Raw genomic sequence first — 21,303 nt, 5'->3', positions numbered from 1 at the left:
GTTGCCTGCTACGGTCCGGATTACTCGCGTTCGCCGGTGAAATTCAGCAGCAGCTGGAAGATGTTGATGAAGTTCAGATAGAGCGAGAAGGCGCCGAAGACGGCAAGCTTCTGGCGCGATTCCGCGTCGAAGTTCTCGGCATACTGTTCCTTGATTGTTTGCGTATCCCAAGCCGTCAGGCCGATGAACACGGCAATGCCGATCACCGAGATGGCGAACTGCAGCGCGGTCGAGCCGAGGAAGATGTTGACGATGCTGGCGATCACCACGCCGATCAGGCCCATGATCAGGAACGACGAGAACTGGGTCAGGTCGCGCTTGGTCGTGTAGCCGTAGAGGCTGGTGGCGCCGAACATGGTCGCGGCGATGAAGAAGGTGCGCGCGATGCTGGTTCCGGTGAAGACCAGGAATACGGAAGCGAGGGACAGGCCCATGACCGCGCAGAAGGCCCAGAACATCGCCTGGGCGCTGGCCGCCGACATGGTCTGCATCTTGAACGAGAACAGCATGACGAAGGCGAGCGGCGCCAGCATCACCACCCATTTCAGCGGGCTGGAGAAGATCGGCACGTAGAGCGCCGGCGTCGACGAGATCATGAAGGCGACGAGGCCGGTGACCACCAGGCCAACGCCCATGTAGTTGTAGACGCGCAGCATGTGCTGGCGCAGGCCCTCGTCGAAGATGGCTCCGCTTTGGGCGCCGGCGCCGACGCGGTATCCCAGATTGGGGGTGTTCATTTGAAGTCTCCTTTGTGGATCGGTCAGTAAAGCGTGGATCGATCAGTAAAGTGTCTTGGCGAGCGTCTCGGCGGCGCGATCGAGGTCGTGGACCTCGCTTCGTCCGACCACCGCATAGGCGACCTCGCCGATCTGGAAATAGGCCGAGGAAATGTCGCCCGAAGGCGCGATGGTCGGCTTGACGACGTCGAAGGTTCCGGGCCGGATCGCGAACAGCGACACCAGCCCCATGTCTTTCGTCTCGACGGCCATTTCGACGCTCGGGCCAAAGCGCGACGGATAGATCTGCACGTCGCGGACCTTCCAGTCCTTGGGCAGCGACGGCATGACGATGGCGGTCGCGGCGCGGATCTCGCCGGTGTTGTAATTGGGCGCTTCGGACTGCGACGGCATGCTCTCGCGCACCAGCGTCGTTCTGTGGGCCCGCACCGCCTCGTCGACATAGGCGGGCGGCTGCGGCGAGGCGACGACCTTGGTCACCGACATCGGCCCGATGATGCCGTTCGCCAGCCAGCCGGCGGCGACGAAAGCAGCCACCGCCGCCGCACGCTGCAACACACCGAAGATGCGGCCGCGGGTAAGCCCCCTCTCCAGCCGTCGCGCGGCATCGGCGGTCGCGGGCCGCGCCATGCCCTTGGAGCCGGCAAGCGCCACGCGCAGTTCATCGCGGGTTCTGAGATCGGACATCACGCGCGCTGCCGCCTCCGGCCGAGCGGACAGAAAGGCCTCGACCTCGATGCGGCGGGTGACGTCGAGCTGGTCGTCGACATAGGCGTCGAGGTCGATATCCGTCACGGGATCGACAATTGCAGTCATGACGGGCCTCCAACGATCCTGAGGTGGTTTTTCGCCTTCGCGGGAGCCGCCTCCATCTCGCGCAATGCTGCGCGCGCCCTGCCGATGCGCGACATCAGCGTGCCCAGCGGCACGCCGCTGGCATCGGCGGCTTGGCTGTAGGAAAGGCCTTCGATGGCGACGAGGTGCAGCGCCGAACGCTGTTCTTCCGGCAGGCTGAAAAAGGCCTCGCGCACCTGCGCCAGGCGCACCGAATGTTCCTGCGGCGCCGGGGTGCTGCCCTCGGCAAGATATCCGGCCTGTTCGACGCGCGCGGCTTCAGACCTGCGGGACCGCATTTTGTCGATGAAGGTGTTGTGGACGATCGACAACAACCAGGCGCGCAGATTTCCACCGGAGCGGAAGGTGCCGCGCCGCTCATAAGCACGCACCAGCGCGTCCTGCACGAGATCCTCGGCGTCCGTGCTGTCGCGCGTCAGCGAGCGCGCGTAGCGGCGCAGCGAACCGAGCTGTCCTATGATGTCAAAGCGTGGCATCGACGGTTTCATGTCCTGTTTACGGAGCATGTGGGGATTTTAATCCCTGCCCTGCCAATTTTCTTAACCGGGGTTCGCTGCAGGACATCGTTCGCTTCTGCCCTCGCCTCGTGACCGACTTCACGTCCGACGGAGATTTGCAGGTTTCGGCGCCGTCACACCACAGGCGCGCAACACCCACCTGCGCCCGTCGCTGCGGAAGTCGGTGATGCTCAGCGGCTCGATGTCGATCTTCCAACAGGCGGAGAGTGGGGCACCGAGAACATGCAGGATCGCGGTGCGGATGACGCTGGCATGGGTTATCGCGACGGTGTGGCCGCGCTCGGCGATCAATCCGTCCATCAAGTTCGAGGTCCTGCGCGCGACGTCGGCCAGCGACTCACCACCATGCCGAGCCGTATCGGGATCGGTGAGCCAGGCGGCGATGCCCTCGGGGTGCTCGGCCTGGATCTCGTCAAAACGCTTGCCGGCCCAGCTTCCATGGTCCTGGTCTGCCAGATGCGGTTCGACAGAGGCGTCCAACGACAGCGCCGCGGCAGTCTGGCGTGCGCGAAGTGCTGGACTTGTCCACACGCGGTCGGCGCGACGCAGTGTTGCGCGCATCGCCTTCGCAAGGGTGATCGAGCGCGGCTCGAGCGGTTCATCCGATGGAAACGACCCCTGCCGGGTTGCCGCCGTAGCGCCGTTGCAGATCATCGTCAGACGTACGAGCATCGGGCAGCGATCCCTTGAACGGTAAACCGACATCACATTGCACAGGCTGAGGCGGCAGGAAAAGCGCTGGCGAAATGCGACCGATTTGCGTATCACTCCGCCGCCATTGGAGCCGTCTCGATGTTTGAAACCCTGCAGCCCGCCCCCGCCGACAAGATCCTTGCCCTGATCGGCCTTTATCGTGCCGACCCACGTCCCGACAAGGTCGACCTCGGCGTCGGCGTCTACAAGGATCGCGACGGCAAGACACCGGTCATGCGCGCCGTGCGCGAGGCCGAAAAGCGCCTGTTGCAGGGTCAGGACACCAAGACCTATCTCGGCCTTGCCGGCGATACCGGCTTCAACACGGTGATGGCCAAGCTCGCTTTCGGCCCGGGCGCCGACATGACGCGCATCCGCGCCGCACAGGCGCCCGGCGGCTCCGGCGCGCTGCGGCTGGTGGCGGAACTGCTCAAGCGGACACGTTCGGACGCAACCATCTGGCTGTCGGACCCGACCTGGCCGAACCACGTGCCGGTAATGCGCGCCGCGGGCCTGCAGATCCGCGAATACCCCTATTTCGATGCTGCCTCGGGCGCCGTTCGCTTCGACGACATGCTGGCCGCGCTGCGGACGGCAAAGAGCGGTGACGTCGTGCTGCTGCATGGCTGCTGCCACAACCCGACCGGCGCCAATCTGGATGCGGCCCAGTGGGCAGCCGTTGCTGATCTGGTCGTCGAGCGCGGGCTGCTGCCGTTTGTCGATATCGCCTATCAGGGCTTTGGCGATGGCCTCGAGGCCGACGCCCTCGGCTTGCGCCTGCTGGCGGCGAAGGTTCCGGAAATGGTCGTTGCCTCGAGCTGCTCGAAGAATTTCGCCGTCTACCGCGACCGTGTCGGCGCGGCGATGATCCTGGCCAGGGATGGCGCCCAGGCCGATGTGGCGATGAGCCAGATGCTGTCGGCGGCGCGCGCCATGTATTCGATGCCGCCGGACCATGGCGCGGCGGCCGTGCGCATCGTGCTGGAAGACGCCGCCTTGCGTGCCGACTGGGAGGCAGAGCTTGAAGAGATGCGCCTGCGCATGCTCAGGCTTCGCGTCCAGTTCGCCGAGGCGCTGCGCCGACAGTCCAATTCCGATCGTTTCGATTTTGTCGCCAGCCATCGCGGCATGTTTTCCCGCCTTGGCCTCACGGAAGCGCAGGTCGAGCGGCTGCGCGCCGAGCACGGCGTCTACATGGTCGGCGACAGCCGCATCAACGTGGCCGGCCTGCCCGAGGACGGGATGGACGAACTCGCCAAGGCGATCGTTTCCGTTCTTGATTGATTGCTGGGCACCCAGCACACCTGTGGACAATGCCCCCTCGCCGGCTGACAGCGTTGGCCGGGCGGCCAGTCGCGGGGTAGCATCCGCCACATGACGCCATCGAAAGACATTTCGCGCCTGATCGAGATCATGGCGGCGCTGCGCGCGCCGAAGACCGGTTGTCCGTGGGACATCGAGCAGGATTTCGCGACCATCGCGCCCTATACGATCGAGGAAGCCTATGAGGTGGCGGATGCCATCGCGCGCGGCGATCTCGACGATCTGCGCGACGAACTCGGCGACCTCCTGCTGCAGGTCGTCTATCATGCGCAAATGGCCGAGGAAGCCGATGAATTCGGCTTCGGCGATGTGGTTCAGGCCATCACGACGAAGATGATCCGTCGCCATCCGCATGTCTTCGGCGACGAGGAGGCCCGCAGTGCCGGCATGGCCAAGGGCATGTGGGAAAAGATCAAGGCTGAGGAGAAAGCGGAAAAACGAAGCGCCCGCCTCGCCCGCGGTCTCGACCCGGAAGACAACGGCAAGGGGTTTCTGGACAGCGTGCCGGTCGCCCTGCCCGCCCTGACGCGAGCACTGAAACTTCAGGAGAAGGCTGCCCGCGTCGGCTTCGACTGGAGCGAGGCAGCGCCCGTCCTTGACAAGATCGAGGAAGAGATCGGCGAGTTGCGCGAGGCGCTGGCGAAAGGCGACACCGCCTCGATCAAGGACGAGTTCGGCGACATGCTGTTTGCCGTCGTCAATCTCGGCCGCCACCTCAAGCTCGATTCCGAAGCAGCGCTGAGCGGCACCAACGAAAAATTCCGCTCGCGCTTCCACTATGTTGAGCAGGCCCTGGAAAAGTCCGGCAACACGCTGGAAAAGGCTGATCTGCCCGAGATGGAAGCGCTCTGGCAGGAAGCAAAAACTGCGAAGTAATGAGCGAGCGGATCGTCGTGTACGGTACTTTCTGATCAGAAGCCCTCTTGCGTTTCGCGACCCGCAACGTTCTGCGGAATGAACCGATAGTGGATCAAGTCCATGACAACAGCCTCGCTCTCCGTCCGATTGCGGTAGCCGTGGCGGCGGTCGGCAGGGAACCGTAGCGACTGCCCCTCCTTGAGCAGCCTCCAATCTTCCTCGACCAGCAATTCGACCTCACCTCGCAGGACGGTCACATGTTCCACAACCCCGATGTCATGCGGCTCTGAGATACTCTCAAAGTCAGGTGCGAATGTTAGTTCGTATAGTTCGAAACCGAATCGGGCCTCATAAGGGAACAACAAGGCGCGTTGCATTCCTTCCGGCGCCGGACGCACCCGCAGACTGGCGGCATCACGCAAGAGCAGCACATCGCCATCTTCGCGGGCCGGCTCCAGCAGGGCGGTCATCGGAACTCGCAGGCCCGTCGCGATCTTCCAAAGCGTCGCAACGGTCGGTGTGGATTCGCCGCGTTCGATCTGGCCCAGCATTGCCTTGCTGACTCCGGTCTGCTCCGCGGTCTGATCGAGGCTCCATCCAAGCTCGTGCCTGATCGACTTCAGCAACTTCCCCGTTTCGACGGGACTGATGGGCTTCATTTAAGACCGGCCTCGCATTTGTGCGCTATAGCGCACATCCCGTTTGTGCGCTATAGCGCACACCTCACGCAACGCACCAATACAATGTCAAAGGACTATCCCATGCGATCTGTCACTGAAAGATCTGCGGCATATCCTGAAGTCCAGCAACCAGGCACAAGGCTCGACCTCGACCGCATTCTGGCAGCTAGGGGCAAATTTCATCCGTGTTTCGCGACACACCCCAATTCGCTTGTCCTGCGCTTGGCGACGTGCTGGGCTGCGAAGTCATCATCAAACTTGAGACCGCAAACCCCATCAGATGCTTCAAGGGACGAGGGACCGAGGTCGTTATGTCACGTCTGGCAAGCAGCCCGGATCCCAAGGCCGCGGTCTGCGCCAGCGCCGGCAATCTCGGGCAGGCGCTGGCACATAGTGGCCGGGTACGTGGAATTGGCGTAACCGCGGTCGCGGCGACAAGCGCCAATCCCACGAAGATCGATCGCATTCGTCAGCTCGGAGCCACCGTCAAACTGGTCGAAGGCGACATCGAGGAGGCTCGACAGCGCGCCCGCGACATCGCGGCCAGCGACAATGCCTTACTCGTAGAGGACAGCGAAAACCTCGACACCTGCGAAGGTGCGGCCACCATCGGGCTGGAGCTCATAGAAGGGTTCGATCGCATCGACACGATTCTGCTCGCACTCGGCGGCGGCGCTCTGGCCACCGGCGTGGGCCACGTCGTCAAGAGCTTGTCGCCCACAACGGAGGTGGTGTGCATCCAACCCAGCGGAGCACCCGCCTTGGCTCTGTCCTGGCGGGTGCGATCGGTCGTCACCACGGACCGCACCGACACGATCGCCGACGGTGTCGCCGGTCGCTTCCCGATTGCGGCAGTCCTTCAGGACTTGCTCGCCGTCGCCGATCACGTGCCGCTTGTCGAGGAAGCAAGCATCAAGGCAGGCATGCGTTTGCTGCATCGGCACGCCGGCCTCGTGGTCGAGCCCTCGGCCGCTCTTGGCATCGCGGCGATCCTGGAAGACTCCTCACGTTACCGCGGCAAGCGTGTGGCATCGGTGATCTGCGGATCGAACGTGCTGCCGGAAGCGTTTTCGGAGTGGATAAGGGACTAGGGGTATAGGGCGACCGCGGAAGATGGCCGTGGGAACAGTTCTTGTTCCGACCCCAAGTAAGTTCCCTTACCCGTTGTTCTTGCGACGCAATCGGCTTTCGATCTCTTCGCGGGCGCTTTGCGTGGCCTTGAGCGAGATGGTGGCGCTGCCGTCATCATTATCGCTTCGCGAAACGACATCGCCATTGCGATAAAGCCAGTCGACAAGGCCGAACTGTGCCGGCTCGATCGTCACCGTCAGGTCTTCGAGCTCGCCCGCCATCCGCGTTTCGATGATCGCCTTCAGCGCATCGATACCCTCGCCGGTCACCGCCGACACCGCAATCGGCGGCGCCTTGCTGGCGTCGGCGCCATCGGCAAGCAGCCGGCTGCGGTTGCCCTCGTCGAGCCGGTCGATCTTGTTCCACACTTCGATGACCCGCTTGGCATCACCGGCGTCAACGCCAAGATCGGCCAGGATACGCTCGACATCCTCGGCCTGGGCGGCTGTATCGGGATCGGAAATGTCGCGCAGGTGGAGGACAAGGTCGGCCTCGACCACCTCTTCCAAAGTGGCGCGGAAAGCGGCGATCAGATGCGTCGGCAGGTCCGAAATGAAGCCGACCGTGTCCGAAAGGATGATCGGCGTGCCGTGCGGCAGGCGGACGCGGCGCAGCGTCGGATCGAGCGTGGCGAACAGCATGTCCTGCGCCAGCACATCCGCTCCGGTCAGCCGGTTGAACAGCGTCGACTTGCCGGCGTTGGTATAGCCGACGATCGCCACCACCGGGAACGGCACCTTCCTGCGCTTGGCGCGGTGCAGGTCGCGCGTGCGGCGCACCGTTTCCAGCTCGTGCTTCAGCTTGATGATCTTTTCCTGCAGCTGCCGCCGATCGGATTCGATCTGCGTTTCGCCGGGGCCTCCGAGGAAGCCGGCGCCGCCGCGCTGGCGCTCAAGGTGGGTCCAGCTGCGTACGAGACGGCCCTTCTGGTAGTTGAGATGGGCGAGTTCGACCTGCAGCGTGCCTTCCTTGGTGCGTGCGCGCTCGCCAAAAATCTCGAGGATCAGCCCGGTGCGGTCCAGCACCTTGGCGTTCAGCTCTTTCTCGAGATTGCGCTGCTGCACCGGGGTCAGTGGATGGTCGACAATGACCACCTCCGCGTCACCCTCTTTGACGATTTCGGCGAACTCGGCGACCTTACCGCTGCCGAGCAACGTCGCTGGGCGCGGATCGTTGACGGTGACCACCGCTGTGTGGATCAGATCAAGGTTGATGGCGCGGGCAAGGCCGACGGCCTCGTCGTGGCGAGCATCAGCCGAACGCATCAGCCGTGGGCGGTTGGTCTCGTCGTCGTTGCGCTGGTGGCGGGTGAGGACGGGCACAATGACAACGGCCCGGGTCGGGCCCTTGGCTTCCGTCCCGGGATGATGCGCTGGTTTTCCGCGAACAGTGGCGTCCGCGTCTTTCTCACGTGCCAATCAGGCGCCCTGGCTTTCCTCGCCATCGAACATCTGAACCGGCTGGCTCGGCATGATCGTGGAAATGGCGTGCTTGTAGACGAGTTGGGAGTGACCGTCACGGCGCAGCAGCACACAGAAATTGTCGAACGAAGTGACCACGCCGGTCAGCTTGACGCCGTTGATGAGGAAGATGGTGAGTGGGTTCTTGCTCTTGCGAACTGAATTCAGGAACAGGTCCTGAAGGTTTTGCGATCGTTCCGCCATTGTTCTTGTCTTTCGCCGATCCCCTTCGGTTTGCAAGCCAATGCGCCAAATTAACGGGCGCATGTCAAGCTCGCAAACACCGTCTTGTCGTCAGTAACGACAAGCAGAACGAGATATATTGATGTTCATTCCACCTGTGCGGTTATCAGGCTGGACTTTTTTCCGCAATGTCAAAAAAGGCTTGCCGCAAGGAAAGTGTTATTGAGCCGGGGTGCCCGTTGGCGACCGTATCGCCGTCGATGGCCACCACCGGCATGGCAATTGTCGTTGCGGAACTGACGAACGCCTCGCGTGCCGCCTTGGCCTCGGCGACGGAAAAGCCGCGCTCCTCGATCTTCAGGCCGAGCTTGGCCGCCACTTCAAACATGGTCGTGCGGGTGATGCCGCGCAGGATGCCATGCTCGGCCGGCCTCGTGACCAGGACACCATCTCGGGTGACGATCCAGGCATTCGACGACCCGCCTTCCTTGACGTTACCGTCGGTGTCGACGAACCAGGCCTCCTGGGCGCCCGCTTCCTTGGCCTTCTGCTTGGCCAATACATTGGGCAGCAGTCCGACGGTCTTGATGTCGACCCTATCCCAGCGGTTCTCGGGCACGGTGATGACGGCGATGCCGGTCTCGGCTCGCTTTGCTCCGGCGGCAGGATCGGCCTTCCTGGCCGTCACCACCAGGGACGGCTTGGTGTCGGCAGACGGGAAGACAAAGTCGCGGCTGGCAACGCCGCGCGTCACCTGGACATAGACCAGGCCGTTGGCGACATGATTGCGGTTGACCACCTCGCGCAGGATGAGCGGCAGCACGTGAGAGGTGACCGGCCAGGCGATCGACAATTCGGTCAGCGAACGGTTCAGCCGGGCCAGATGGCGCGGCATGTCGACGATGAAGCCACGCGCCACCTCGCAGACCTCATAGACGCCGTCGGCGAACTGATAGCCGCGATCCTCGATATGCACGGCAGCGTCGGCGTGCGTGACATAGCGCCCGTTGACATAGGCAATGCGCGGCATTGGCGACCCCTCAGAAATTCTCGGGCTTTCTTATGCGATTCCGCCGCCGCCGTAACCGGCAAATGCTTGGCCCAGGCGCGGCTGGCTGGACGTCGCGCCTGTCAGACGCCCAGCGACTTCAGCTTGCGGTGCAAAGCGGAGCGCTCCATGCCGATGAACTCGGCGGTTTTCGAGATGTTGCCGCCGAAGCGGTTGATCTGGGCGATCAGATAGTCCTTCTCGAATTGTTCGCGCGCCTCGCGCAGGGGCAGCGCCATGATGTGCTGGTCGGATTGATTCGGCGTGCGCGGCATGACATCGCCGATCTCGGCCGGCAACAGGTCGGCGGTGATCGGCGCATCGACGTCGTCGCCGCGCGCCAGGATCATCAGGCGCTCGACATTGTTGCGCAGCTGGCGGACGTTGCCCGGCCAATTGTGCGCCTGCAGCACGGCCAGCGCGTCATCGCCGATGCGGCGCGGCTTGATGCCTGCCTGGCGGGCGATCTGCTTCATGAAATTGTCGACGAGATAGGGAATGTCCTCGCGCCGTTCGGCCAGTCCCGGCACCATGACCGGTACCACCGCCAGGCGATGATAAAGATCCTCGCGGAAACGGCCGTCGGCGATCATCGCCTCGAGGTTCTGCGAGGTCGAGGAGATGATGCGGACATCGACCTTGACCCGCTTGGTGCCCCCTACCCGCTCGAACTGCTGCTCGACCAGCACGCGCAGGATCTTGTTCTGCGTCTCGCGCGGCATGTCGGCCACCTCGTCGATGTAGAGGATGCCGCGATGGGCCTCCTCGAGCGCGCCGACCTTGCGCTCGACGCCGTTCGATTCGGTGCCGAACAGCTCGATCTCCATGCGCTCGGGCGTGATGTTGGCGGCGCTCAGCGTCACGAAAGGTGCGTTCTTGCGGGCCGACAACGTGTGGATGGCGCGCGCGGCCAGTTCCTTGCCCGAGCCTGACGGGCCGATGATCATGACGCGACTGTTGGTCGGGGCGACGCGTTCGATGGTCTGGCGCAACTGGCTCATCGCCGACGACATGCCGATCAGATCGAAGGTTTCGCCGCTGCGCAGCTTGAGGTCGGAAACCTCGCGCCGCAATTTCGAGGTCTCGAGCGCACGCTCGGCAATCAGGATCAGCCTGTCGGCCTTGAACGGTTTTTCGATGAAGTCATAGGCGCCGCGACGGATGGCGGAGACCGCCGTTTCGATGTTGCCGTGGCCTGAGATCATCACCACGGGCAAGGTCGGGTGCATCGTCTTGATCTCGTCGAGCAGCGCCAGCCCGTCCAGACGCGAGCCCTGCAGCCAGATGTCGAGGAAAATCAGCCGCGGCGCCCGGTCGGCGATCGCCGCCAGCGCGCTGTCGGCATCGAATGCCGTACGGGTTTCATGACCTTCATCGCTCAGGATGCCCGCGACGAGTTCACGGATGTCTTCCTCGTCATCGACGATGAGAATATCAGACGCCATTACCGACCTTTTCAGTTTCTCTTTCGTTTTCCGTCCTGCTTTCGCCGCGTGGTGGAGACGCAGCGGCCGCAGGCGGCAGGATGATGCTGATCATCGCGCCGCGCCCATTGTGGAAATCCGCAGGGGCATCATGAAGTTCCAGCCTGCCACCATGGTCCTCCACGATCTTCTTGACGATAGCGAGACCGAGCCCGGTGCCCTTCTCGCGCGTGGTCATATAGGGCTCGAGCAGCCGTTGGCGATTCTCGCGCGGCAGGCCTTTGCCATTGTCGATGACGTCGATGCGAATCGCGCCATTCTGGCGCCCGGCTTGAATCCGGATTATGCCGTGCGAACCGTCCTTCTGTTCCAAACCATCGATCGCTTCGGCCGCGTTCTTGATCACATTGCCGAAAGCCTGCGCCATCAGGCGGCTGTCGAAGGTGCCCTTGAGCGGCTCGTTGCCGAACACGCGCTCGAAAGCAATGTCGGCGCGGCTGACTTCAACCAGGAACGAGGCCTCGCGCAACGATTCGCGCAGGTCGATGGCTTTCATCTCGGGCTTCGGCATGCGCGCGAAAGCGGAGAATTCGTCGACCATGCGGCCGATGTCCTCGACCTGCCGGATGATGGTGTCGGTGCATTGATCGAAAATCTCGCGGTCCTCGGTGATGACCTTGCCGAAGCGTCGCTTGATGCGCTCGGCGGACAGCTGGATCGGCGTCAGCGGATTCTTGATCTCGTGGGCGATGCGCCGCGCCACATCGGCCCAGGCGGAGGAGCGCTGGGCCTGAACCAGATCGGTGATGTCGTCGACCGTCACGACATAGGATTTTTCTTCCGAGCCGTCGTCGCCGGCCTCGATAGTGATCTGCACGTTGAAGGTCCGCTCGGCACCGGCACGGTAGAAGGTCACCTGCTCGCGATAGACGGGCTTGCCGGACTTGCGGCCGATCTCGAAGACGCGGCCGACATGCGGCAGCATGGCCGACAGGTTCTGCCCAAGGGCGGCGCTGGCGGAAATGGCCAGCATCGCCTCGGCCGAGCGGTTGACGATGGTGACGATGCCGTAGGGATCGACGCCGATGACGCCTGCGGTGACGCCGGCAAGCACGGCTTCCGAGAAGCGGCGCCGTTCGTCGATCAGGTCCTTGGCCGACAGGATTTCGTTGCGCTGTGATTTCAGTTCGAGCAGCATCTTGTTGAACGTGTCGCCCAGCGAAGCGACATCGCCGTCCGATGGCCTGACGGGAACCGCCACGTCGAGATTGCCGGTCGCCACCTCGTCGGCGGCACCGATGAGCTGGCGAATGGGCCGCACCAGACGGTCGGCAACCGCAATGCCGGTCCAGATCGCGGACAGGATGATGATCAGCGTCAGCGACAGATAGGGCAGCGCGAAGGCAACCTGCGAGGTGCGCCTGTTATCTTCGAGACCGCGATATTCGTCGGTGTTGGACCTGACGATCTGCCGCGCCTTGATCACTTCGGGATCGACGAGGCGAATGGTGTAGAGATAGAGGCCCTCGATCTCGCGCAGCTTGACGATGGCGCCCATGATGTTGCGCGTTTTCGGCTCGATCAGCACCGGCTTGCCGTCGGTAGCGCTGGCCACGGCGCCTTCCGGCGGCTCGGGCATGGCGAAATCCGTTTTGGTCTTGGCGCTCATGACGAAAGAGCCGTCCGACTTGATCAGCGCTGCATGGGCCAGCGACCGGCCCACGGCTTCCTTGTTCATCAGGTCGAGAAAGCCAGTACGATCAAGGCCGTAGAGTGTGCGCGACGCATCGAGGTCATAGGCCATCGACAGCGTCGTGCCCTGGAGGTTGCGGGCGTTTTCCTGGACATAGGCGTCGGCGATCGACAGCGACGAATTGACGATCGTCTTGGTGCGGATCTCGAACCAGCGGTCGAGACCGATGTCGAGCGTGATCGACGCGATGATCGCCACCATGATGGCGGGAATGGCGGCGACCAGAGCGAACATGGCGACGATGCGCACATGCAGCCGCGAGGCGGCCTTGCCGTGCCGGCGCGCCATCAGGATGCGGTGCACTTCGCGTCCGACCAGCGCGATAAGGAACAGGACGAAAGCGGCGTTGAGGGCAATCAGCGCCAGCGTGGTCGATTCGTTTGGCGTGATCGGCGTGGCGCCGACAAGAATGGTGAACGAGATCGCCGCCGTTACCAGCGCGCCCACGACCGCGACCACGCCGGGCAGTGCAAGCAGCCGGCGCCCGTCATGCGTGCCGGGTTCGCTGAAAAGCGGTTGGTTTGCTGTCGGTGCCTGCGGAGCCATGTCGCCGTCTAGTGCCATGATTGCGTCGGATGTATGCAACGCATTGTGGCGATTATGCAACAAGTGTGACCGAGACGGAAATCTTTCGCGAGCCGTCCCCCGAAAAGAGCCCGACGGTTCAGCCCTGGCGCGATGATTTGTAGACGTTGACGCCGAGTTCGCGAATCTTCTTGCGCAGCGTGTTGCGGTTGAGCCCCAACAATTCCGCGGCCTTGATCTGGTTGCCGCGGGTTGCCGTCATCGAGGCCAGGACGAGCGGGAACTCGACCTCGGACAGGATGCGCTGATAAAGCCCGGCAGGTGGCAAATCGCCGGCAAACGAGGCGAAATAGCGCTGCAGGAAGTGCTCGACCGCCTGGCCAATCGACAGGTCGTCGGGAATGAGGTTGCCGCCGCCCGGCACCACCGGACGTTCGCCGGTCTTGAGTTCCGCCTCGATGATCTCGGCGGAAATCTCGTCCTGCGAATAGAGCGCGGCGAGCCTGCGAACGAGGTTTTCCAGTTCGCGCACATTGCCCGGCCATGGATAGCGCTTCATCAGTTCGATGCCGCCGGACGAGATGCGCTTGGTCTGCAGGCCTTCCATCTCGCCGAGCTTGAAGAAGTGGCGGACGAGGTCTGGCACGTCCTCGGAGCGCTCACGCAGCGCCGGCAGCCTGAGCGGAACGACGTTAAGGCGATAGAACAGATCCTCGCGGAAAAGCCCCTGGTTGATCAGCGTGCGCAGATCCTTGTTGGTGGCGGCGACGATGCGCACGTCGGTCTTGATCGGCGTACGGCCGCCAACCGTCGTGTATTCGCCCTGCTGCAGGACGCGCAGCAGGCGCGTCTGCGCCTCCATCGGCATGTCGCCGATCTCGTCGAGGAACAGCGTACCGCCCTCGGCCTGCTCGAAACGGCCGGTGGAGCGATTCTGCGCGCCGGTGAAGGCGCCCTTCTCGTGGCCGAACAGTTCCGATTCGATCAGATCGCGCGGGATCGCCGCCATGTTGATGGCAACGAACGGGCCGCCGCGACGGCGGCCATATTCATGCAGCGCGCGCGCCACCAGTTCCTTGCCGGTGCCGGATTCGCCTGAGATCATCACCGTCAGGTCGGTCTGCATCATGCGCGCCAGCATGCGGTAGATGTCCTGCATGGCGGCCGAGCGGCCGACCAGCGGCATTGCGTCGGGCTGCTCTTCCGGCCGCGCATCGATCTTCGGCCGCCGCGGCTCGGAAAGTGCCCGGTTGACGATGTTGAGCAGCTCGGTCAGGTCGAACGGCTTGGGCAGATATTCATAGGCGCCGGTTTCGGATGCGCGGATGGCCGTCATGAAGGTGTTCTGGGCGCTCATGACGATAACCGGCAGTTCTGGCCTCGCCTTCTTGATGCGCGGCAGCATGTCGAAGGCATTTTCGTCCGGCATCACCACATCGGTGATGACCAGATCGCCCTCGCCCGCCGCCACCCATCGCCACAGCGTCGAAGCGTTGGAGGTGACACGCACCTCGTGACCGACGCGCGAAAGCGCCTGGTTGAGGACGGTGCGGATCGCCGCATCGTCGTCGGCGACGAGAATATTGCCGCGAACCGTCATTTGCGATCTCCTTCACCGTCTTCATCGGCGCCGTATGGCGCTTCTTTCCAGGCCGGCATCAGGATGCGGAATGTGGTCCCGCGCGGCGTCGATTCGCATTCGATGATGCCGCCATGCTCGCCGACGATCTTGGCGACCAGCGCAAGACCCAACCCAGAGCCGTTCGGCTTGGTGGTGATGAACGGGTCGAACAGGATCGGCAAAATATCTTCCGAGACGCCGGAGCCATTGTCGCGCACGCAGAACTCCAGCGGCAGCGATACGCGATCCTGCGTACCCGGAACGGAAACGCGGATGCCGGGCCGGAAGGCCGTCGACAGCACGATTTCGCCCTGTGGGTCGCTGCCGATCGCCTCAGCGGCATTCTTGACCAGGTTGAGGAACACCTGGATGAGTTGGTCACGGTTGGCAAACACCGGAGGCAATGAAGGATCATAATCCTCCATTATCTTGATTCTCTTGGCAAAACCGTTCTTAGCGATGGCCTTCACATGGTCGAGCACGACATGGATGTTGACGGGGTAGCGATCGATCGGCCGCTCGTCGGAAAACACCTCCATGCGGTCGACCAGCGATACGATGCGGTCGGTCTCGTCGGTGATCAGCCGCGTCAGTGCGCGATCCTCGTCGGAAGCCGACAGTTCGAGCAGCTGGGCGGCACCACGGATGCCGGAGAGCGGGTTCTTGATCTCATGGGCAAGCATCGCCGCCAGGCCGGTGACCGAGCGTGCCGCGCCCCGATGCGTCATCTGCCGGTCGATCTTGTCGGCCATCGACCGTTCCTGGAACATCACCACGACGGAGCCCGGATATTCCGGCACCGGCGCGACGTAGAGATCGACGACCTTCTCGATGCCGAGGCGTGGCGACGACACGTCGACCCGGTACTCGTTGACCGGAGCCCGACGCTCGCGCACCTGGTCGACCAGGGTCAGCAAAGGGCTACCGAAAGGAATGAGTTTTGACAGCGTGTTGCGGGCGAGCATGTTCGCACTCGAGCGAAAGAAATCCTCGGCATCGGCGTTGGCGTAGGTGATGAACCCGTCCGTATCGACCATGATCACCGGGCGACGGATGGTGTTGAGCACGATATGGGCGGCCTCCGCCATATCGCTGCCCTGTGTGACGTTGGCGTTCATGCCGCACTCCGCAGGTTTAATGGTTGCGGATCGCTCGAAAACACACCGCGCAGCAAGGCAATGACGTGCGCGGGCTCGAATGCGGTCAGTATGGCCTTTCGGCTGTCGTCAGCGACACCGCCGGCATGACGATCGAGATACCAGCCGAGGTGCTTGCGCGCCTGGCGCAGGCCGCTCTCGACGCCGTAGAGCGCCAGCATGTCCTCGTAGTGGGAGACGACATAGTCGGCCAGTGCCGTCGGGCTCTGTGGGGCGTTGGTCGCCGTCTCGCCTGCCGCTGCCGCCGCGATGCCGCCGGCGATCCAGGGCGCGCCATAGTGCGCGCGGCCGACCATCACGGCATCGGCACCCGATTGATCGAGGATAGCAGCCGCTTCCTCTGGCGAAGAAACATCGCCATTGGCGACGACCGGGATGGACACGGCTTCCTTGACGCGGGCGATGGCGCGCCAGTCGGCCTTGCCCTGATAGAACTGGCAGCGCGTGCGGCCGTGCACGGTCACCATGCTGACGCCGGCCTGCTCGGCGCGGCGCGCCAGCATCGGCGCGTTGAGCGCGCCTTCGTCCCAGCCCAGCCGCATCTTGACCGTCACCGGCACCTCGACCGCGCCGACAACGGCGTCGATCAGCGACAGTGCATGGTCGAGATCCAGCATCAATGCCGAGCCGGCATAGCCACCGGTGACCTTCTTGGCCGGGCAGCCCATATTGATGTCGATGATGTCGGCGCCCTCGCCGGCGGCGATTCGCGCGCCTTCGGCCATGTGCGCCGCCTCGCGGCCGGCAAGCTGGACCATGTGGACCGGCAGGCCGGAGTGGCGTATGCGCAGGTTGAAACCGGCCCTGCCCTTGGCAAGCTCACCGCTGGCCACCATTTCGGACACGACCAGGCCCGCGCCATGCGCGTGGGCGCGCTGCCGGAACGGCTCGTCTGTAATCCCCGACATCGGCGCGAGGAACACGCGATTGCGGATTCTCACACCACCGACATCGAGCGGCGCGGCCAATTTGGTCAAGTTAACCATGCACAAAAACCAAGCATGTTCATTCGTTGCACATTCTCTAGCCAGAACCGCCGCAATGTGCAACGCGGAATGACGCCACATTAAGGCGCAATTGGGAAAATGCTGGCCTTCGGGATTGGCCGCGACTAGGACCAATCTTCAATGACTGACGCAAGTGAAAATCACGTTTCGAGTGCGGATGGCAAGGTCGCGGTGGTGATCGTTGCGGCCGGCCGTGGCGCGCGCGCCGGACAGGCCAACGGGCCGAAGCAATATCAACACATTGGCGGCTATGCCGTCATCGCACACACGCTGGACATTTTTCTGGCGCACCCGCGAACCAGCGAGATTGTCGTCGCCATCCATGCCGACGACCACGAGCTGTTCCGACAGGCGGCAGGTGCCAACGCCGAGCGCGTCACTGCCGTCATGGGTGGGGCAACCAGGCAGGAGTCGGTCAGGCTCGGGCTGCTTGCGTTGAGACGCCACGCGCCGGCGCAGGTTCTGATTCACGACGCCGTGCGTCCGTTTGTCGATGCGGAGTTGATTGACCGGACCATCGCCGCCATCGGCGAGCGCGAGGGCGCGTTGCCTGCTTTGCCCGTCGCCGACACGCTGAAGCGCGAGTCGGCCTCTGGTGTGGTTGGCGAAACCGTTTCGCGCAGCGGGCTTCACGCGGCGCAAACGCCACAGGGCTTTCCGTTCTGGCCCATCCTTGCCGCGCATGAGAAAGCCCATCATCTGGGAAAGATGGATTTTACCGACGACGCGGCGATCGCCGAATGGGCGCATATTCCGGTCAAGATCGTTCCGGGCTCGCCGGATAATGTCAAACTCACCTGGGCACGGGATATTGCGATGGCGGACCAGCGGCTTTCCGGCGAACGCGTTCGCTTTCCCGACATCAGAACCGGCAATGGCTACGACGTCCACGCCTTCGAGCCCGGCGACCATGTCACCCTGTGCGGTGTCGCCATTGCGCATGACAAGAAACTGTCCGGCCATTCCGACGCCGATGTCGGCCTACACGCCCTGACCGATGCGCTGCTGGCGACTTGCGGCGCCGGCGACATCGGCACGCATTTCCCGCCGTCCGACCCGCAGTGGAAAGGCGCTGCTTCCCGGATCTTTGTCGAGCATGCGGCAAGGCTGGTACGTGAGCGCGGCGGGCGCATCGCCAATGCCGATATCACGCTGATCTGCGAGGCGCCGCGCATCGGCCCGCATCGCGAGGCGATGACCGCAGCCCTTTCGCAGATGCTGGCAATTTCACCGGGTCGCATCTCGATCAAGGCGACAACCAATGAGAAGCTCGGCTTTGTCGGGCGCGAAGAAGGCATTGCGGCGATCGCCACCGCCAGCGTGGTGTTTCCCGGCGAGGTGCCGGAATGAGCAACAACGAGCTCGCAAATGCCCTGCTGCAAGCCTGCCAGAAGCGCGGCATCATGCTGGCAACGGCGGAAAGCTGCACCGGCGGCATGATCATCGCCGCGCTGACCGACATCGCCGGCTCCTCCGCCGTGGTCGATCGCGGCTTCATCACCTATTCCAACGAAGCCAAGATCGACATGCTCGGCGTTTCCACCGCCACGCTCGAGGCGCATGGCGCGGTTTCGCGCGAGACGGCGACCGAAATGGCAACAGGCGCGCTGGCCCGTTCGCGCGCCGGGCTCACCCTGGCGGTCACCGGCATTGCCGGCCCCGGCGGCGGTTCCGTGGACAAACCTGTCGGCATGGTCTGGTTCGGCGTCGGCCTGGACGGCCGGGCCGTGACCGCCGAACACAAACTGTTCGCCGACAAGGGTCGTGACTTCATCCGCCGGGAAACGGTCAAGCACGCACTGGAGTTGGGTCTGCGCGCGCTTGGCCAGCCTCAGGCCGAGGGCGCCGCACCGTAAATGACATCCGCGCGCTTCTCAAACGCCTCGGCGAACATGCGGAAGGCGCGGTCGAACATGGTTCCCATCACCGCGCCGAGAATACGGCTCTTGAACTCGTAGTCGATGAAGAAGCGGACGGCGCAGCCGGCGCCGTCCGGTTCGAAACGCCAGACATTGCTCAGATATTTGAACGGGCCGTCGATGTATTTCACGTCGATGGTGTTCTCGTCAGGCTTCAGCAGCACCTGCGTCGTGAAGGTTTCGCGGATCGCCTTGTAGCCAATGCTCATGTCGGCGAGGAGAACGGTGCGTCCGTCACGCTCCTTGCGCGAGCGAACCGTCAGCGCTTCGCAAAGCGGCAGGAACTGCGGATAGGATTCGATGTCGGCGACCAGCGCGAACATCTGATCCGGCGTGTGGGATACGCGGCGGGTGGCTTCGAATTTCGGCATGAACCTGCTCTAAAGCGCGTCGCGGCGAAGCGGATTCATGCAACGCGCTTCAGGTTCTTTGTCTTCATGCATGTCGTTCTCCCAAAACCGAGGTCACTTTGGGCGACAGGCATCAGAGCGATTTCTTGAGAAGCGCTTCCCGTGCCGCGCGCAGCCGGGCGAAATCGTCGCCGGCATGATGCGACGAACGCGTCAGCGGGCTCGACGCCACCAGCAGGAAACCCTTGGTCCGGCCGATCGTCTCGAAGGACTTGAATTCCTCCGGGGTGACGAAGCGGATCACCGGATGGTGCTTCTTCGACGGCTGCAGGTACTGGCCGATGGTCATGAAGTCGACATTGGCCGAACGCAGATCGTCCATCAGCTGCAGGATTTCGTTCCGCTCTTCGCCGAGACCCACCATGATGCCGGACTTGGTGAAGATCGACGGATCGAGCTCCTTGACCCGCTGCAACAGCCTGATCGAGTGGAAATAGCGGGCGCCCGGCCGAACCGTCAGATAGTTCGACGGCACGGTTTCCAGATTGTGGTTGAAGACGTCGGGCTTGGCCGCCACGACGATCTCCAGCGCGCCGTCCTTGCGCAGGAAGTCGGGCGTCAGGATTTCGATCGTCGTCAACGGTGTCGCCGCCCGGATGGCGTGGATGACCTCGGCGAAATGCTGTGCACCGCCATCGGCGAGATCGTCGCGGTCGACCGAGGTGATGACGACATGGGTCAGGCCCATCTGCTTGACGGCATGCGCGACGCGGGCCGGTTCATCGGCATCAAGTGCTGTCGGAATGCCGGTGGCGACGTTGCAGAACGCGCAGGCGCGCGTGCAGATCTCGCCCATGATCATGAAGGTGGCGTGCTTCTTTTCCCAGCATTCGCCGATGTTGGGGCAGCCGGCCTCTTCGCAGACCGTTACCAGCTTGTGCGATTTGACGATCTCGCGCGTTTCGGCATAGCCCTTCGACATCGGCGCCTTGACGCGGATCCAGTCGGGCTTGCGCAGCACATCCTGATCAGGCTTGTGCGCCTTTTCCGGATGCCGCAAGCGCGGTGCGTTGGCGATCGTATCGAGGACAGTGACCATCGGGGAACCTGGTTCATTCGCGACCGCCAGTCAGGCGTTCGCTGTCATAAGTTCATCTAAGACTTTTCAACGCAAAGAAAAAGGCCGCCGCGGCGCATGCCGCAACAGCCTTTTCGCATAGCAGCTCTTCAGTGATGTCAACGACGCACCAGGCGCCCTGCCCAGATCAGCAGGCAGGCGCCGATAAAGCCGGTGATCAGATAGGCAATCCAGCCGACGCCGAACGGGCCGAAATTGAGAGCCTGCAGAATGGCGTTCAGCACGACCGCGCCAACGATGCCCATAACAATGTTCATCAAGATGCCGGTGTTGCTCTTCATGACCATTTCGGCGAACCAGCCTGCCAGGCCGCCGATGATGATGGCTGCAATCCAGCCGACGCCATTCAAGTGCATATGCCTTCTCCTTGTGTGATGGACGAAAATGCATCCGCAAACGAAGTACCTTGCCGCCGGGTTCCATCTGTACCAGCGCTTTCAATTTATCACGCGTTGAGCGCGCGGCCATAGGCGTCGAGCACGCTTTCCTTCATCATCTCCGACAGCGTCGGGTGCGGGAAAATGGTGTGCATCAGCTCTTCCTCTGTCGTCTCCAGGTTCATCGCCACGACAAAGCCCTGGATCAGTTCGGTCACTTCGGCGCCGATCATATGCGCGCCGAGCAACTGACCGGTCTTCTTGTCGAAGATGGTCTTGATGAAGCCCTGGTCTTCGCCCAGCGCAATGGCCTTGCCATTGGCGGCGAACTGGAAACGCCCGACCCGGATGTCCTTGCCCTCCGCCTTGGCCTTTGCTTCGGTCAGGCCAACAGAGGCGACCTGCGGATTGCAATAGGTGCAGCCGGGGATCTTGAGCTTGTCGATGGCATGCACGCCGGGAAAGTTCGCGATCTTCTCAACGCACACCACGCCCTCGTGCTCGGCCTTATGGGCGAGCATCGGCGGGCCGGCGACGTCGCCGATG

At 63.1% G+C, this 21,303-nt stretch carries 21 protein-coding genes and 1 pseudogene; 5 read left to right on the top strand and 17 right to left on the bottom strand.

Annotated features, from left to right (window positions below; genetic code table 11):
- Positions 1-20 precede the first annotated feature (20 nt).
- The 4 genes from FCU66_RS38635 to FCU66_RS38620 all read right to left on the bottom strand — a co-directional run bounded on the left by FCU66_RS38635 (position 21) and on the right by FCU66_RS38620 (position 2,782).
- Positions 21-737: a Bax inhibitor-1/YccA family protein gene (locus tag FCU66_RS38635; RefSeq protein WP_136620616.1), complete on the bottom strand. Its 717-nt coding sequence runs from the start codon at positions 735-737 to the stop codon at positions 21-23.
- A gap of 42 nt (positions 738-779) precedes the next feature.
- The gene (locus tag FCU66_RS38630) at positions 780-1,553 is read right to left on the bottom strand and encodes an anti-sigma factor family protein (protein WP_136620617.1); all 774 of its coding nucleotides are present in this window, start codon (positions 1,551-1,553) and stop codon (positions 780-782) included.
- A complete protein-coding gene (locus FCU66_RS38625; protein WP_246094201.1) occupies positions 1,550-2,068 on the bottom strand; it encodes a sigma-70 family RNA polymerase sigma factor in 519 nt (172 codons plus the stop codon). The genes FCU66_RS38630 and FCU66_RS38625 overlap by 4 nt, the downstream gene beginning before the upstream one ends.
- A 120-nt stretch (positions 2,069-2,188) precedes the next feature.
- Positions 2,189-2,782 carry a histidine phosphatase family protein gene (locus FCU66_RS38620; RefSeq protein ID WP_136620619.1) on the bottom strand — a complete coding sequence of 198 codons (594 nt, stop codon included), beginning with the start codon at positions 2,780-2,782 and terminating at the stop codon, positions 2,189-2,191.
- 120 nt (positions 2,783-2,902) lie between these two features.
- On the opposite strand from FCU66_RS38620, the gene FCU66_RS38615 reads away from it, so the two are divergent.
- Both FCU66_RS38615 and mazG read left to right on the top strand, forming a co-directional pair.
- Positions 2,903-4,087 carry an amino acid aminotransferase gene (locus FCU66_RS38615; RefSeq protein ID WP_136620620.1) on the top strand — a complete coding sequence of 395 codons (1,185 nt, stop codon included), beginning with the start codon at positions 2,903-2,905 and terminating at the stop codon, positions 4,085-4,087.
- A gap of 90 nt (positions 4,088-4,177) precedes the next feature.
- Positions 4,178-5,002, top strand: a complete 825-nt coding sequence (gene mazG / locus FCU66_RS38610; RefSeq protein ID WP_136620621.1) for a nucleoside triphosphate pyrophosphohydrolase — start codon at positions 4,178-4,180, stop codon at positions 5,000-5,002.
- Between the two features lie 35 nt (positions 5,003-5,037).
- Here mazG and FCU66_RS38605 read toward each other — a convergent pair whose 3' ends face one another.
- Entirely contained in the window at positions 5,038-5,643 is a 606-nt protein-coding gene (locus tag FCU66_RS38605; protein WP_136620622.1) for a helix-turn-helix domain-containing protein, read from the bottom strand.
- Between the two features lie 206 nt (positions 5,644-5,849).
- Here FCU66_RS38605 and FCU66_RS38600 point away from each other — a divergent pair, with 206 nt between their 5' ends.
- Complete coding sequence (locus FCU66_RS38600) at positions 5,850-6,755, top strand: threonine ammonia-lyase (protein ID WP_206077186.1); 906 nt, start codon at positions 5,850-5,852, stop codon at positions 6,753-6,755.
- 66 nt (positions 6,756-6,821) lie between these two features.
- Here the strand turns inward: FCU66_RS38600 and hflX are convergent, their stop codons facing one another.
- From hflX to dusB, 8 genes are all read right to left on the bottom strand, one after another.
- Positions 6,822-8,213, bottom strand: coding sequence for a GTPase HflX (gene hflX / locus FCU66_RS38595; protein ID WP_136622504.1), 1,392 nt, complete (start codon positions 8,211-8,213; stop codon positions 6,822-6,824).
- Positions 8,214-8,459 (bottom strand): RNA chaperone Hfq, encoded by a 246-nt coding sequence (gene hfq, locus FCU66_RS38590; RefSeq protein ID WP_006202172.1) that lies wholly within the window; start codon positions 8,457-8,459, stop codon positions 8,214-8,216. It lies immediately after the preceding gene.
- Positions 8,460-8,604: 145 nt separating this feature from the next.
- Positions 8,605-9,468: a D-amino-acid transaminase gene (locus tag FCU66_RS38585; protein ID WP_136622503.1), complete on the bottom strand. Its 864-nt coding sequence runs from the start codon at positions 9,466-9,468 to the stop codon at positions 8,605-8,607.
- Between the two features lie 101 nt (positions 9,469-9,569).
- Complete coding sequence (gene ntrX / locus FCU66_RS38580) at positions 9,570-10,931, bottom strand: nitrogen assimilation response regulator NtrX (RefSeq protein WP_136622502.1); 1,362 nt, start codon at positions 10,929-10,931, stop codon at positions 9,570-9,572.
- A complete protein-coding gene (locus FCU66_RS38575) occupies positions 10,921-13,209 on the bottom strand; it encodes a sensor histidine kinase NtrY-like (RefSeq protein WP_168992212.1) in 2,289 nt (762 codons plus the stop codon). Before FCU66_RS38575 ends, ntrX begins: the two co-directional genes overlap by 11 nt.
- Before the next feature lie 118 nt (positions 13,210-13,327).
- On the bottom strand, positions 13,328-14,788 hold the full coding sequence (gene ntrC, locus FCU66_RS38570; RefSeq protein WP_024505195.1) for a nitrogen regulation protein NR(I): 1,461 nt from the start codon (positions 14,786-14,788) through the stop codon (positions 13,328-13,330).
- Positions 14,785-15,927, bottom strand: a complete 1,143-nt coding sequence (locus FCU66_RS38565) for a two-component system sensor histidine kinase NtrB (protein ID WP_136622500.1) — start codon at positions 15,925-15,927, stop codon at positions 14,785-14,787. The genes ntrC and FCU66_RS38565 overlap by 4 nt, the downstream gene beginning before the upstream one ends.
- A complete protein-coding gene (gene dusB / locus FCU66_RS38560) occupies positions 15,924-16,952 on the bottom strand; it encodes a tRNA dihydrouridine synthase DusB (protein WP_136622499.1) in 1,029 nt (342 codons plus the stop codon). The genes FCU66_RS38565 and dusB overlap by 4 nt, the downstream gene beginning before the upstream one ends.
- 141 nt (positions 16,953-17,093) lie before the next feature.
- Here dusB and FCU66_RS38555 point away from each other — a divergent pair, with 141 nt between their 5' ends.
- A complete protein-coding gene (locus FCU66_RS38555) occupies positions 17,094-18,323 on the top strand; it encodes a bifunctional 2-C-methyl-D-erythritol 4-phosphate cytidylyltransferase/2-C-methyl-D-erythritol 2,4-cyclodiphosphate synthase (protein WP_136622498.1) in 1,230 nt (409 codons plus the stop codon).
- The gene (locus FCU66_RS38550) at positions 18,320-18,829 is read left to right on the top strand and encodes a CinA family protein (protein ID WP_136622497.1); all 510 of its coding nucleotides are present in this window, start codon (positions 18,320-18,322) and stop codon (positions 18,827-18,829) included. Before FCU66_RS38555 ends, FCU66_RS38550 begins: the two co-directional genes overlap by 4 nt.
- Here FCU66_RS38550 and FCU66_RS38545 read toward each other — a convergent pair.
- The 4 genes and pseudogenes from FCU66_RS38545 to FCU66_RS38530 form a co-directional block, all read right to left on the bottom strand.
- Complete coding sequence (locus FCU66_RS38545) at positions 18,805-19,263, bottom strand: type II toxin-antitoxin system RatA family toxin (protein WP_136622496.1); 459 nt, start codon at positions 19,261-19,263, stop codon at positions 18,805-18,807. The genes FCU66_RS38550 and FCU66_RS38545 overlap by 25 nt on opposite strands.
- A 112-nt stretch (positions 19,264-19,375) precedes the next feature.
- Positions 19,376-20,341, bottom strand: a complete 966-nt coding sequence (gene lipA / locus FCU66_RS38540) for a lipoyl synthase (RefSeq protein WP_136622495.1) — start codon at positions 20,339-20,341, stop codon at positions 19,376-19,378.
- Between the two features lie 137 nt (positions 20,342-20,478).
- Positions 20,479-20,736 carry a GlsB/YeaQ/YmgE family stress response membrane protein gene (locus FCU66_RS38535; protein ID WP_136622494.1) on the bottom strand — a complete coding sequence of 86 codons (258 nt, stop codon included), beginning with the start codon at positions 20,734-20,736 and terminating at the stop codon, positions 20,479-20,481.
- 89 nt (positions 20,737-20,825) lie between these two features.
- A pseudogene (locus FCU66_RS38530) lies at positions 20,826-21,303 on the bottom strand (dihydrolipoyl dehydrogenase); the annotation flags it as partial.

Source organism: Mesorhizobium norvegicum (assembly GCF_004919685.1).
GTDB classification, from domain to species: Bacteria; Pseudomonadota; Alphaproteobacteria; order Rhizobiales; family Rhizobiaceae; genus Mesorhizobium; species Mesorhizobium norvegicum.
This window is presented reverse-complemented; position numbering and strand designations above follow the sequence as displayed.

Coding starts and splice junctions, on each gene's coding strand:
- ntrC (WP_024505195.1), bottom strand. CDS start 14,788: ATGACGGTTCGCGGCAATATTCTCGTCGCCGACGACGATGCGGCGATC.
- ntrX (WP_136622502.1), bottom strand. CDS start 10,931: ATGGCGTCTGATATTCTCATCGTCGATGACGAGGAAGACATCCGTGAA.
- FCU66_RS38535 (WP_136622494.1), bottom strand. CDS start 20,736: ATGCACTTGAATGGCGTCGGCTGGATTGCAGCCATCATCATCGGCGGC.
- FCU66_RS38575 (WP_168992212.1), bottom strand. CDS start 13,209: ATGGCTCCGCAGGCACCGACAGCAAACCAACCGCTTTTCAGCGAACCC.
- FCU66_RS38615 (WP_136620620.1), top strand. CDS start 2,903: ATGTTTGAAACCCTGCAGCCCGCCCCCGCCGACAAGATCCTTGCCCTG.
- lipA (WP_136622495.1), bottom strand. CDS start 20,341: ATGGTCACTGTCCTCGATACGATCGCCAACGCACCGCGCTTGCGGCAT.
- mazG (WP_136620621.1), top strand. CDS start 4,178: ATGACGCCATCGAAAGACATTTCGCGCCTGATCGAGATCATGGCGGCG.
- FCU66_RS38630 (WP_136620617.1), bottom strand. CDS start 1,553: ATGACTGCAATTGTCGATCCCGTGACGGATATCGACCTCGACGCCTAT.
- FCU66_RS38620 (WP_136620619.1), bottom strand. CDS start 2,782: ATGCTCGTACGTCTGACGATGATCTGCAACGGCGCTACGGCGGCAACC.
- FCU66_RS38550 (WP_136622497.1), top strand. CDS start 18,320: ATGAGCAACAACGAGCTCGCAAATGCCCTGCTGCAAGCCTGCCAGAAG.
- FCU66_RS38605 (WP_136620622.1), bottom strand. CDS start 5,643: ATGAAGCCCATCAGTCCCGTCGAAACGGGGAAGTTGCTGAAGTCGATC.
- hfq (WP_006202172.1), bottom strand. CDS start 8,459: ATGGCGGAACGATCGCAAAACCTTCAGGACCTGTTCCTGAATTCAGTT.
- FCU66_RS38585 (WP_136622503.1), bottom strand. CDS start 9,468: ATGCCGCGCATTGCCTATGTCAACGGGCGCTATGTCACGCACGCCGAC.
- FCU66_RS38625 (WP_246094201.1), bottom strand. CDS start 2,068: ATGCCACGCTTTGACATCATAGGACAGCTCGGTTCGCTGCGCCGCTAC.
- FCU66_RS38635 (WP_136620616.1), bottom strand. CDS start 737: ATGAACACCCCCAATCTGGGATACCGCGTCGGCGCCGGCGCCCAAAGC.
- dusB (WP_136622499.1), bottom strand. CDS start 16,952: ATGGTTAACTTGACCAAATTGGCCGCGCCGCTCGATGTCGGTGGTGTG.
- FCU66_RS38555 (WP_136622498.1), top strand. CDS start 17,094: ATGACTGACGCAAGTGAAAATCACGTTTCGAGTGCGGATGGCAAGGTC.
- FCU66_RS38545 (WP_136622496.1), bottom strand. CDS start 19,263: ATGCCGAAATTCGAAGCCACCCGCCGCGTATCCCACACGCCGGATCAG.
- FCU66_RS38565 (WP_136622500.1), bottom strand. CDS start 15,927: ATGAACGCCAACGTCACACAGGGCAGCGATATGGCGGAGGCCGCCCAT.